We start from the raw sequence: 13,264 nt of genomic DNA on the forward strand, positions 1-13,264 counted from the left end.
CTCAACTGCTGGCTGGAACTTAATTTCCAGTGCATTAACCAATAATCACCAAGCCTAAGCTAGGTCGCAAAAATAGGGCGAAATTCTACCTGAGTCACAGTCGGATAAACACAGACAAAAACCAAGGTCATTGCTTATTTACAGGCAAACGGTGGAAAAATCAGTAATAAACGCAGTATTTCTGTTTTAAAGTCACTACTATTGCCAACTTTTAACCCACAGTCGTGACTAAATCGTTTTTATCATTGCATTAAGGAATAAGACTATGCCCTTACCCATACTCTACAGTTTTCGCCGCTGTCCTTATGCTATGCGCGCTAGACTTGGGCTATTGCTCGGCCAATGCCAAGTGGAAGTGAGAGAAATCACCCTTAAAGCGAAACCCGCAGAGATGTTAGCCATCTCCCCCAAGGGCACAGTGCCCGTATTGCAGCTCCCTACTGGAGAAGTGATTGCTGAGAGCTTGGATATTATGCTCTGGGGACTGCATAAGGCTGACTCGCCAGCCGCACAGCAGTTACTCGGACAAACCACCTCAGCGCAAAGCCTGATTAATGAGCTTATTGTGCAGAATGATGTTGAATTTAAACCTTGGCTGGATAAGTACAAATATGCAGATCGGTATCCTGAATACTCGCAGGCGGATTATTTCGCCAAGGCCAGCACTTTTCTGGTACGGCTCGAAGCACAGCTTCAGCAACATCCTTATCTTATCAGCCCTGCGTTAAGCGTTGCTGATTTTGCCATTGTGCCTTTTATCCGCCAATTTACTGCGGTGGATGCCAAACGGGATTTGAACGGTGATTTCCCACGGCTTATGGCATGGTTAACTGAGCTAACAAGCACTGACATATTTCAACATGCCATGACTAAATATGTGATCTGGCAGACTGGTAATACCCCAAATTACTTGTTAGGAACGTCTATAAGTAAATAAGAATTAACGTTTATTTTTATATACCCCATAGCAATCGGTAAAATGTTCACGTAAAGTAGCTCTCACTTAGGTAAAGTGAGTAAATCCTTTTTAACATTTTATGCTAAATCATCACGATGAATTACAGGGATAAAGTACTTGGATAATACGGATATTATAATCATAGCGATGCTCATCGGTTTAGCCCTACTGCATTGCTTATTCGCAGCTCGAGTATTTAAGAGCCAAGTTAACCTCAGCACTAACAAAAAATGTTTATGGTGCCTGCTAAGCTTATTTTTAGGCCCCATAGGCTACTATGCCTATCATGGTTTAATCCCTTTAGATAAACTGCAAAATGACTAGAACGAGTTGATGTTTAAGCGTTAGATGTTGCGCAAGCTCGCGAAACGAGGAATGACGCGTAGTTATGATACTCAAATGACGAGCGGCTCTTTACGCCACAACCATCATACTTTTGAGGCATCAAATATAAAGTACATAACTCTATGCACTTGAACAATAAACCAAAAAGCGCGGACATTACCGCGCTTTTCGTTAAAATAGTATCCTATAAATGACTATGAAGTAGCACATCATCCTCAGGCGCTTTTTTGATAACAGGTGCTTGGCCTTCAGCTAGTGCTTGCTTGTAACTTTGGTTCATTTTCAGCGCAAGATATAAATCTGGCCGAATTAAAATGCCGCCTTCGCCTGACGGGATCCCCGCCTGTTCAAACCAGCCAAGCATCTGCCTTTTACGCCCCGCCAAGACTAAACGTATACCACGCTTCTTCAATAATTGATGGAGATCTGCAAGCATGGCCATCACACTTAAATCCAAGTGGGTAAAACACGGCACGGCATCAATAATGATGCAATCGACGGGTTCAGGCTCACGGATAAACTTCTCCAGTAACCGACGTTTAAAGTAAGTGGCATTGAAGTAGGTTAAGGGTGAATTAAAGCGGTAGATAAACACCCCAGGCACAGACTTAGCCTTGCCCGAATCATCTACACTGCGGATAACCCCTTTATGATCAAGCCCTAACACTTGATCCGTTGGCCGCATCACAGTCGCTAAAAACTGGAATAAACCGAGTAACACCGCCAAGGTAATCCCAGGGATAACGCCAATAAACAGTACTGAAAACAATGTGGTACAAGCAAGCAAGAAGGCTGAGCGGTCTCTGACGCGCAGATTCCATAGCGCCTTTAAATCAATCAACGAAATTGAGGCAATCACTAAGACCACACCAAGAGCTGAACTGGGGATATATTTCAATGGTGCAGTAAAAAACAACGCGACGATCGCAATCAATAACGCCGCGATGATTGAAACAAGCTGACTTTTACCGCCGTTAGCATCATTGACAGCTGTACGCGAATCAGCACCGCTGACCGCAAAACCTTGTGATAAAGCTGAAGCAATATTGGCAATACCGAGGGCGCGAAACTCCTTGTCCGCATCGATATCATAACCATTTTTAGCCGCAAAACTGCGTGCAGTAAGCATCATACTCACAAAGCTCACCATGGCTAAGTTAAGCGCAGGCACAACTAGTTCACGGGCAATACCAATATTAAAAACCGGCGCTTGAAACGAAGGCAAGCCTGCACTCACCTCGCCCACCACATTGATATCGAAGCTGGTTAAGTTAAAGGCCCACACCAAAAATGCAGCCATTGCCATTGCACACATTGAAGCTGGCCATTGTGGGCGATAACGTTTTATTAAGGCATAGGTGGCTAAGGTCACCAGTCCCATCAATAAGGTGGGCCAGTGTGTTTTGGTGAGATAGGAAGGCGCACCGGATAAGCGCTCAATCAAATAACGCTCATCGAAGGTGAAACCAAAAATCTTTGAGAATTGACCGACGATAATAGTGATCGCCACACCATTAAGTAACCCCATTAAAATCGGTTTTGAGAGAAAGTCCGCCAAGACGCCAAGGCGAAAACGGCTGGCGATTAAACACCAAAAACCGGTCATGGCCGTCATGGTCATCACGAGTTGCCAGTGCTTCATGCTGTCGCCAGCAGCAAGTGGCGTCACAACTGCGGCAATCACGGCACAAGTCGCGGCATCGGGACCAACGATTAATTGTCTGGAAGTACCAAACAATGCATACACTAACATTGGCAGCACACAGGAGTATAAACCGACAGCAGCATTGACCCCTGTAAGTTGTGCATAGGCAATGGCTACAGGTAAAGCGACCGCCGCCACGGATAATCCGGCTCGAACATCATCCCTGAGCCATTGCTTCTCGTACTGCAGCATCTGCGCCAAACCAGGCATAAATGATACTAAACTGGGAAACTTCACGCGCTAACCTCCATATACTCCCAAGTCAATTGCAACTTGTTATGGTTAGATAACTCACCTTATATCGGTGCAATACCCATGGAACCAACTTCTTCAGTTTGTTTAGGTATATAAAACCGTTATCTAAAAAAGTCATCAATACTATGTTGGTTATGGCATAAAGCCAATCATTAAGCGAGTCAGTATCCCAGAATATTTAAGCTTTTAGCCTTATTAGCTCTGCTTACCGTAGGATCATCGGCAATGAAACTAACAATAAACTGCCCATAAACCAGTTAAAATGACGTCGACGTTTATCCGTATTCAGCTTTTTACTGATTGCTGCACCAACAAACACCCAAGTGAAGGACGCGGGAAATCCCACCAGATTAAACACTAACACGCCTAGTAATGCACTGAGCCAAAAACCATCGCCCCCTAAGGTAAACGCACTACAAAGGGTAATGGTCGACATCCAAGATTTAGGATTAATCCACTGAAACAGCGCCGCCTCCATCACACTCATCGGCTGACGCCCGTCATCCAAATCTGCCGCCTTAACAGGAGAGGTGACTAATCGATAGGCAAGGTGCAACAAATACAGTAACGCTACGTACTTTAGCACTTGATGCAACACGGGAAACACCTCGAATAAAGCGCCAAGACCCAGTAACACCGACAGATGCAAAGAGGTCGAACCTAAGCGGATCCCTGCAATATGTGGAATGGTGCGCATCACCCCAAAATGGGCACCTGAACTGGCGAGTAGAATATTATTTGGCCCCGGAGTCATGGTCATGGTTGCACAAAAGAGTGCAGCAGAGGCCATTAATGTCCAGATTTGTGGATCATTTAAAAGTTGAATATCCATAAACACCTAAATTGTATGCATACAATACTTGACAATAAAAGATACAATAAATAATATAGGGAGATTAGCGGAGATCAATGGATTTATTGTTATGGGTACAATTTGGACGCCAGATCTAGAGGCATTTACAGGTCCTAAATATCAACGTCTCGTCAGTGCCATTGAGCAAGGCATTTTGCTAAAAGCCCTTCCCCATGGCACAAAACTCCCACCACAGCGGCGTTTAGCCGATGCACTTGGAGTAACCATAGGCACTGTCACTCGGGCCTATGCTCTAGCGGAGCAACGCGGTTATGTGGAAGCGCGTATCGGTGATGGTACCTATGTCAACGCCTCTCCCGTGCCAGAGCTCAGTCATTTGCAGCTCAATATGGCGACTTGTCAGCAACCGCTGACGGATCAAATAAGTACGCTGAGTGATTGCCTAAGCCAACTGGCTAAGGATCCAGCGAAACTGAGTCAACTCCTTGGCTATCGCGCCAGCCCCTTAGATCAACATCAACAGATATTTCACCACTGGCTTTTACAACGCGGTATTGAACAGCAACCCGAGCAACTGATCTTTACCCATGGTGGGCAACAGGCCATTTTTGCCTGCCTTAATGCCTTCCTCACCAAGGGCGAGGTACTCCTGCACGAGCAGTACAGCTATCCCGGTGTGCGTATTTGCGCGAAACAATTGGGTATCAATAGCATTGGCGTGCCATTAACCGCTGACGGGGTCGATCTGGCAAGATTCGAGGCTTTAGTACAAATCCATCAACCTAAATTGGTGTACTTAACCCTCAACAATCAAAACCCCACCTGCATTCAATACAGTGAGCAACAGAGAGAAAAACTGCTAGCACTCGCGAAGCAGTACCAGTTTTATATCGTTGAAGATGATGTGAATTATTGTCTCCCTGAAGAGTGGCACCCTCCGCTTTGGCAGTTAGCTCAGACGCTGAATGTGCCGAGGGTCATTTACATTTCAAGCCTGTCTAAGCTGTTTTCAGGGGGCTTAAGGCAAGGTTTTATCCTAGTGCCCGAGCCGCTCATCGCGCCATTGCGCCTCGCCATTCATAGCCAATGTTGGATGGTTTCGCCGCTCAATGTGGAGCTCGCCTGTCAGCTAATCAAGCGTGGGCACATCACGGCCAATCGCGATGCGATTATTCGCGCGCGTCAGCAGCAATGCATAGCGTTAGGTGACAAGCTGGGGTTAACCCAACGCTGGCGGGGTTTAAATGGCTGGATCCAGTTACCCGAAGACATTAAAGCCCATCATCTGGTGACCGCCTTAGCGGCAAAAGGCGTGCTGATCCGTAATGGGGATGACTTTAACTGCCATGACAACTTTATCCGATTAAGTTTAGGTGGCGCCGAAAACGATACCCAATTCCAGCTTGCGCTCGACTGCATCGAATCCACCTTTAACGCACTCAAGCAAAACGCCTATTCAGTCGTTTAACCTTGCATTTTTATCGCGAGAAAGAAGCAAAAAGAAACGCCAGAGTGATGCTCTGGCGTTTTAAGCTTACTTACAAGCATTTAAGATGTTGAGATCTAAAGTTATCGCACCTTAAACACAAGCTATGGCTATTGCACCTTGATTTGGTACACGCTGGTTGTGCCACTGACTTCATTACCAATGATCAACAGAGGCTGACCATTAGGACTCTTCTCGGCACTCACAAACTTCATGCCTTCTGGCCCTAAATCTCCCGCTAAACTGGCATCACCTTTCACTTCACCCGTATCTGTATTAATGCTGAAACTCGAGTCAAAATCACGGTTTACTACATAATCCACAAAATGCACATCAAAAGGATTTGTCACGTCGTACATCATAAAACCAGAGGTACGTTCAAGCCCGATAAAGGCATAGAGTTTTTGGCCAATTTTGCCTAGAACTAAGGCTTCTGGCTCGGGTCCTTTATCATCACTGCGGCTATCGCCTTTGTTTTCTTCATTGTTATTGTTGAAGTTATTGCCTAACAAGGCTGCGGTGATCCGCTCAAAATCGCTGCCACTGTCAAACACCTGTTGACCATCGGCGGTCCAGATTGAGAAAGAACGCGCGCCGAAGCTCACAATTTTGTCATAATCGCCGTCGTTATCGTCATTACCCATACTCTTAGTCACTTTCAAACGGGCTAATTGGGTCTTATCTTTTGCGGCAGCAAATTGTGGATGATTAGGATCTAAGGTTAAGTCACCGGCACGGGCTTCCTCCGAAAACCCAGCATAATCACGGGAATCCCCTTCGTTTGCGGTAACAATAAAATCAGCATTATTCCAACGGTAACTCGCAACGGTATCGGGTTGATACATGCCATACACGCCCGCATAGGCCTGAAGGTTGACCATATCGTCCTTGTCGCTAGCATCAATTTTATTCACATCAAAACCATAATCCTTCAGTCCTAAGGGTAAAATCTTCGCTACTTTGGCATTGGCGATATCAATCACCGCGATGGCATTGTTCTCCTGCAGACTCACAAAGGCTCGGCTGTTATCGGGGCTGACACTGATATACTCAGGCTCCAAATCTTGCGCGACAGTGGCCATAGGGCCATTGATTTTAATGTCCTTGGTGATTTCATTATAGCGAGCATTGCCCTGATTAAACTCGGTGAATGTCACTAGCGTCGCCGTTGCTGCGGGTTTACCATCCGCAATGGCGATAATGGCTACACTACCCTCAGGATCGATACTATAATCTTGATTTGGTTCTCCTTCATTCGCAACGAGTACCGTTTTGCCATCATGACTAAAGACTACGTTATCTGGTAATGCACCGACTTCAACCGCGCTGAGATACTGCGGTGTCTCATTGTCATTGAGTTGGTAGAAAGCCACATAGCCATTGGCTTGGGTCTTATTACCCGCCGCATCGCCGCGCTCAATGGCCGCCGCTAACAAGTTACCATAAATACTGACACTGTTAACGCTGCCCATAAAACTCAAGCCCACATCTTTAGCGACATCCAGCTCGCCGAGCTTATCAAGATTATTCAAGGCTAATGGCGCAGTTGCCTCAGCAGCATTGTCAAGTAAGTTGGCATCGATAATGTCGACTTTACCGCTTCTCGCATTGACCACAAAAATACGCTGAGATGCACTGTGATATTCAACAATCTCAGCAGCGCTCAGGCCATAAACGCCCGTTTGATGACGACCAATAAGCTCCGCCTTGACTCCAACTGCTTGGGGTTGGCAAATAAATTGCGTTTGCGCCGCATCGATTTCAGTCTCTTCCAACTTACCATTACGATTCGCATCAAGACCGGTATCGATACGTTGACCACCGGCGGGACAGTTTGCATCACCAATAGAGAGTGGGGTTACTTTAACTAATGAATTTAAGCCGTTATCCCCCTGCTCACCATTGGTACCGTCATCACCATTACAGGCACTAAGGAGTAAACTTGCCAGTATCGCACCAGCCAGCGGCAGTCGTTTTGTGTTCATTGCTTCATTCCTGAATGTGTTGTTATTAGTCGTAGGGTTAAGCTAAAGCCCAATAAACTAATTCGCATTCAAGACGGTTAGATGACATATAGATGACAGTGACGTGACAATCCCAGTCGAATGAATGACGCTCAGGCGTACATTGGTGCATCAATGCAATAAAAAGGCAGTAAATCGATTTTGGTTACAATTTAAGTGTAAAGATATCGTCATCGAGATTGGCTTATTCGCCTGAGCGTTTTACTATGTTATGGCTTAATATCCTTATACTCGATGACAAGACCAATCACTCAGTTCAACTGTTGTTTGAGTCTACGCTGGTCACTCATTTCTCCCCTATATTCCTCCAATGCTCATGGCACGATATGCTATGTCAATCGAGGCGAAATGAGTCGCCAATAGGCAAAATTGTTACCCTACAATTTTGATTTTCGAGTGACATAACACTTTATATCGCCTTCTTTCGCCACTCGAGGTAACTGTGGACCTACAATCGTCAACTAATTCAACCACACAGCGTAATATTCCCCATTTGGCCTTGCTTATCCCAATGCTTGCCGCCATTGTCGCGATCACGCCGCTCGCGATTGACATGTATTTGCCCGCTATGGCAACACTCGCCCATAGCTTTCATACCGATATCACCTTAGTGCAACAATCCTTAAGTGTTTATTTAGGCGGCTATGCCCTCGGCATGCTGTCCTTTGGGCCGCTTGCTGACCGTATTGGCCGTCGTCCCATGGTGATTATGGGGCTATCAGGTTTTATGTTAGCTAGCCTGTTGTTAGGCTTAGCCGAGCAGATTGAAGTGTTTTTGGGCCTGCGCTTTTTACAAGCTTTTATCGGCGCAGCGGCCACTGTGGTTGTCCCTGGCTATATCAAAGAAGTCTATGGTGAAAACACGGCTAAGGGTATGTCTTATGTCAGTTTAATCATGATGTTAGCGCCATTATTAGCCCCCAGTATTGGTAGTCTTATCCTCGAACTTGGCGAATGGCATTTGATCTTCTTTATCCAATCAGCCTATGCCCTGTTATTACTGATGTTGGTCATTACGCTGCTGAGAATGCCCAGCGATAAAGATCAAAGTAGCCGCAGCCAAAAATCTTTTTTGGGCGCCTATGCCACTGTGTTTTCACGCCCAGGCGTCAAAATGAATATTGCCAGCGGTGTGCTCACCTCTTTTGCCTTTTTCTGTTATTTAACGGCATCGCCCTTTGTCTATATGGAGGTTTTTTCATTAGATAAATCCTTATTTGCCCTACTCTTTAGTACCAATGTGGGCGCTCTGATGCTGGCAAATATCATCAATACCCGAATTGTGGGCCGTTATGGCTCGTTAAGGATGTTGCACGTGTCGACTTTCTTAGGAGCGCTCGCAGCTGCAGGTTTACTGGGAGTGAATTTATTGGGTCTCAGTTACCACTTTACGGTATTAATGCTTATTCCACTGATGGGTTCTCTTGGCATTATGTCAGTTAATGCTGATGCCATTGTGTTAATGAAATTTAAGCAGGAAACCGGCACGGCAACGGCGGTGATTGGCACCTTAAGATTTGGCTTTGGTGCCCTTGCAGGACCATTACTCGCGCTGTTTTACAATGGCACCGCAGTGCCCTTCTCGGCATTAATGTTGACGGCGGTATTATTGGTGGGATTCTGTCAATTTAACCGACAGACTCATCAAGCCAAACCAAAGCAATAATCTGCGCCTTTATGCCGCGTAAGCGAAGCAATCAAAGTTTTCATCGCTTTTGTGGTTGATTTGTAACAAATTAAGCGTTCCCTAAACAAACGGCACTTAGGTTATATAGTACCTTGGTGCCGTTTTTCATTGTAAATTACCTAACCCATTCTAATTAAAGTGATTAAATAAAATTTTCACACACGAAACTCCCGTTTAATGAGCATTTATCGCGCCTAAACATGAAATTGTCTCAAGTTGGTTATTTTTTACAGAAAACCCTTGAAATGTGTTCTTTTTTGAATATGATGAAATTCTGTTCATTGCAACAGCTGCTGCATCCAAAGGGATGAGCGCTTGAAATCGATGATTTCAAGTTCAGCAAACGGAGTCTGAATTACCCTTCAGGCTTATTTTTAGAGCGATTACCGTCGCTGTAACAAGATACTGTTTACCGTAACGGTACTATGCAATAGGAGTTTCACATGGAGAAGTTATCCGGCGCCAGCATGATTGTGCGTTCCCTTATTGATGAAGGGGTAAAGCACATATTTGGTTATCCTGGCGGCTCAGTGTTAGATATCTACGACGCCCTGCACCTTATCCCCGGTATTGAACACATTCTGGTTCGCCACGAACAGGCCGCCGTGCATATGGCCGATGGTTATGCCCGAGCTACGGGAAAAGTAGGCGTAGTACTCGTGACCTCAGGCCCAGGCGCCACCAATGCCATTACTGGCATCGCCACCGCCTATATGGATTCGATTCCATTAGTGGTGTTATCTGGCCAAGTGCCGAGCAATCTAATCGGTAACGATGCGTTCCAAGAATGCGACATGATTGGGATTTCACGCCCAGTCGTCAAACACAGCTTTTTAGTCCAAGATCCCACTCAAATTCCTGAGATCATTAAAAAAGCCTTTTATATTGCCTCCACGGGTCGTCCTGGCCCCGTCGTGGTAGACTTGCCCAAGGATTGCCTCAATCCGGCATTACTGCATGACTATATTTACCCCGAGAGCATAAAAATGCGCTCCTATAATCCAACGACATCGGGCCATAAAGGTCAAATTCGTCGAGGATTACAGGCATTATTAGCAGCGAAAAAACCCGTGCTCTATGTAGGTGGCGGTGCGATTATTTCTAGCAGTGAAAAGCAGATCTTAACCCTAGCAGAAAAGTTAAATATCCCCGTTGTCAGCACCTTAATGGGCCTTGGCGCCTTCCCTGGCACCCATAAAAACAGCTTAGGTATGTTGGGGATGCACGGTCGCTATGAAGCTAACATGACCATGCATAACTGCGATCTTATCTTCGGGATTGGCGTGCGTTTCGATGACAGAACCACCAACAACATCGAAAAATACTGCCCTAACGCCACCATCTTACATATTGATATCGACCCCTCATCGATTTCAAAAACCGTACGAGTGGATATCCCGATCGTTGGCTCGGCCGATATTGTATTAGACAGCATGTTAGCCCTGCTTGAAGAATCGAAGGAGAGCAACGATAGCGAGGCGCTCAATCAATGGTGGCAAGAAATCACTGTGTGGCGCGAGCGTAACTGCTTAGCATACGATAAGGAAAGTCATCGGATCAAACCACAGCAAGTGATTGAAACTCTCTACAAACTCACTAATGGTGAGGCCTATGTCGCCTCGGATGTGGGCCAGCATCAAATGTTTGCCGCACTCTATTATCCCTTTGATAAACCCCGCCATTGGATTAACTCCGGTGGCCTTGGCACCATGGGCTTTGGTTTACCCGCAGCCATGGGGGTCAAAATGGCGATGCCGGACGAAACCGTCGTGTGCGTAACGGGCGATGGTTCGATTCAGATGAATATTCAAGAGCTTTCAACCGCTCTGCAATACGATACGCCGGTTAAAATTATCAACTTAAACAACCGGTTCCTCGGCATGGTTAAGCAGTGGCAGGATATGATCTACTCGGGTCGCCATTCCCATTCCTATATGGATTCGGTACCCAACTTCGCCAAAATTGCCGAAGCCTATGGCCATGTTGGCATGACGATTAGCGATCCTGCTGAGCTTGAGTCTAAGATGGCCGAAGCCCTTGCCATGAAAGACAGACTGGTATTTATCGACATTATGGTGGATGAGACTGAGCACGTGTATCCGATGCTTATCCGCGGCGGCGCGATGAATGAAATGTGGTTAAGCAAAACGGAGAAATGCTAATGCGTCGAATTATATCTGTATTACTCGAAAACCAATCCGGCGCCCTATCCCGTGTTGTCGGCCTATTTTCCCAGCGCGGTTACAACATTGAAAGTTTAACCGTGGCACCGACCGATGATAATACCTTGTCACGTCTTAATATCTCACTTGTCGCCGATGAGAAAGTGCTTGAGCAAATCGAGAAACAACTGCACAAGTTAGTCGATGTGCTCAAGGTGTCGAATGTCACCGAGTCAGCTTATATCGAGCGGGAACTGGCACTGGTTAAAGTCCGTGCCCAAGGGGAGCTTAGGGAAGAAATTAAGCGCACCGCCGATATCTTCCGTGGGCAGATTGTCGATGTCACCGCCAATCTTTACACCATCCAATTAGTGGGCACGACCGAAAAACTCGATGCCTTTATTCATTCCATGGGTGAAGTGACCAAAGTCGTTGAAGTATCGCGCTCGGGCGTTGTCGGCTTAGCTCGCGGCGAAAAAGCGATGAAAGCCTAAAGAGCTTATATAAAGATAAGGCTTAGAAAACATCTCCAATTCGAGCCAGACAAGAGATAACAAGAAGGGGAGCATTTAGCTCCCCTTCTTTACCCGTGCGATTCAGGATTAGGATTGACCATCTAATAGGCGTGAAGTGGTGATTTCAATCTTGCGTGGTTTTAACGCTTCTGGGATTTCACGCACTAAATCAATGTTCAATAAACCATTCTCTAAGCTGGCACCCAATACGGTCACATAATCAGCCAGTTGGAAGGTGCGCTCAAAACCGCGCTCGGCAATACCTTGGTATAGGTATTTACGCTCAGTTTGGCTTTCGGCCTTATTGCCTTTAACCAGTAATTTCTCACCTTCGCTACTGATCTCAAGCTCTTCCATCGAGAATCCTGCCACGGCCATCGTAATGCGATAACGATTTTCGCCGAGGAGTTCAATGTTATATGGAGGATAACCTGAGTTGCCATTATTGGCGGCAGCATGTTCTGCCATCTGGGCTAAACGATCAAAACCAATAGCACTACGGTAAAGAGGAGTTAAATCATAAGTACGCATATTCATATCCTTATCTTAAGCAATATGGGAAATTGGCGAACGGTTTTCAGGTTGAAAACACACATTTGTTTCGCCTAAATTAACTTCTGTCCTAACGGCACAGAATCGATTGGGATCCTCATCGAGCGATCCTGCAATAGATATAAGGATGGGAAATCATATTTCAAGGAAGAAATTTAAAAAATTTTAAAAACCAAATAAAAATAGTGCATTACAAACACGCTAACGCGATTCCGTTAGCCAATTCCTGCCAATAAAAAAGGAGCCCTAAGGCTCCCTTTTTCGGTCTCGCACTCAGATTAACGAGTACGTGGACACAGTTCTTCAGCACTGAAGAAGTATGCAATTTCACGTTCTGCAGATGCTAAAGAATCAGAACCATGAGCTGCGTTTTCGTCGATGCTTTGAGCGAAATCAGCACGGATAGTACCAGGAGCTGCTTGAGCTGGGTTAGTTGCACCTAAAATTTCGCGGTGAGCTAAAACAGCGTTTTCGCCTTCTAATACTTGAACCATGATTGGGCCAGAAGTCATGAAAGCAACCAGAGCACCGAAGAAGCCACGCTCGCTATGCTCGGCATAGAAACCTTCAGCTTGTTCTTTAGTCAGGTGTAACATTTTAGCTGCAACGATCTTCAGACCAGCAGTTTCAAAACGGTTGTAGATTGCACCGATGTGGTTTTTAGCAACAGCATCAGGCTTAATGATAGAAAATGTGCGTTCGATCGCCATAACAAGCTTCCTTTGTCAGCAAGTTTGAAAAAATTCGCGCGGATTATACGA

At 45.8% G+C, this 13,264-nt stretch carries 10 protein-coding genes; 5 read left to right on the forward strand and 5 right to left on the reverse strand.

Annotated elements, in window-relative coordinates; all coding sequences use genetic code 11:
• The first annotated feature begins 265 nt into the window (after positions 1–265).
• Positions 266–937, forward strand: a complete 672-nt coding sequence (locus tag KXJ80_RS13945) for a glutathione S-transferase (protein ID WP_259474451.1) — start codon at positions 266–268, stop codon at positions 935–937.
• A 550-nt stretch (positions 938–1,487) separates the two neighbouring features.
• Here the strand turns inward: KXJ80_RS13945 and KXJ80_RS13950 are convergent.
• Together KXJ80_RS13950 and KXJ80_RS13955 are read right to left on the reverse strand one after the other, a co-directional pair.
• The gene (locus KXJ80_RS13950; RefSeq protein ID WP_037418330.1) at positions 1,488–3,245 is read right to left on the reverse strand and encodes a SulP family inorganic anion transporter; all 1,758 of its coding nucleotides are present in this window, start codon (positions 3,243–3,245) and stop codon (positions 1,488–1,490) included.
• Positions 3,246–3,468: 223 nt separating this feature from the next.
• Positions 3,469–4,095 carry a LysE family translocator gene (locus tag KXJ80_RS13955; RefSeq protein ID WP_259474452.1) on the reverse strand — a complete coding sequence of 209 codons (627 nt, stop codon included), beginning with the start codon at positions 4,093–4,095 and terminating at the stop codon, positions 3,469–3,471.
• A gap of 91 nt (positions 4,096–4,186) precedes the next feature.
• Here KXJ80_RS13955 and KXJ80_RS13960 point away from each other — a divergent pair, with 91 nt between their 5' ends.
• The gene (locus KXJ80_RS13960) at positions 4,187–5,545 is read left to right on the forward strand and encodes an aminotransferase-like domain-containing protein (RefSeq protein WP_259474453.1); all 1,359 of its coding nucleotides are present in this window, start codon (positions 4,187–4,189) and stop codon (positions 5,543–5,545) included.
• Between the two features lie 128 nt (positions 5,546–5,673).
• On the opposite strand, the gene KXJ80_RS13965 is transcribed toward KXJ80_RS13960, so the two are convergent.
• Complete coding sequence (locus KXJ80_RS13965) at positions 5,674–7,548, reverse strand: choice-of-anchor I family protein (protein WP_218738679.1); 1,875 nt, start codon at positions 7,546–7,548, stop codon at positions 5,674–5,676.
• 481 nt (positions 7,549–8,029) lie between these two features.
• On the opposite strand from KXJ80_RS13965, the gene KXJ80_RS13970 reads away from it, so the two are divergent.
• From KXJ80_RS13970 to ilvN, 3 genes are all read left to right on the forward strand, one after another.
• A complete protein-coding gene (locus tag KXJ80_RS13970; RefSeq protein WP_144346198.1) occupies positions 8,030–9,253 on the forward strand; it encodes a multidrug effflux MFS transporter in 1,224 nt (407 codons plus the stop codon).
• Positions 9,254–9,717: 464 nt separating this feature from the next.
• Positions 9,718–11,436, forward strand: a complete 1,719-nt coding sequence (locus tag KXJ80_RS13975) for an acetolactate synthase 3 large subunit (protein ID WP_109277758.1) — start codon at positions 9,718–9,720, stop codon at positions 11,434–11,436.
• On the forward strand, positions 11,436–11,930 hold the full coding sequence (ilvN, locus tag KXJ80_RS13980) for an acetolactate synthase small subunit (RefSeq protein WP_011072288.1): 495 nt from the start codon (positions 11,436–11,438) through the stop codon (positions 11,928–11,930). Before KXJ80_RS13975 ends, ilvN begins: the two co-directional genes overlap by 1 nt.
• A 108-nt stretch (positions 11,931–12,038) precedes the next feature.
• Here the strand turns inward: ilvN and KXJ80_RS13985 are convergent, their stop codons facing one another.
• Together KXJ80_RS13985 and ndk are read right to left on the reverse strand one after the other, a co-directional pair.
• On the reverse strand, positions 12,039–12,482 hold the full coding sequence (locus KXJ80_RS13985; protein WP_011622519.1) for an Hsp20 family protein: 444 nt from the start codon (positions 12,480–12,482) through the stop codon (positions 12,039–12,041).
• A gap of 299 nt (positions 12,483–12,781) precedes the next feature.
• Positions 12,782–13,213 (reverse strand): nucleoside-diphosphate kinase, encoded by a 432-nt coding sequence (gene ndk / locus KXJ80_RS13990; protein WP_011072285.1) that lies wholly within the window; start codon positions 13,211–13,213, stop codon positions 12,782–12,784.
• Positions 13,214–13,264 lie beyond the last annotated feature (51 nt).

The sequence above is a fragment of the Shewanella xiamenensis genome (genome assembly GCF_024971755.1).
Taxonomy (GTDB): domain Bacteria; phylum Pseudomonadota; class Gammaproteobacteria; order Enterobacterales; family Shewanellaceae; genus Shewanella; species Shewanella xiamenensis.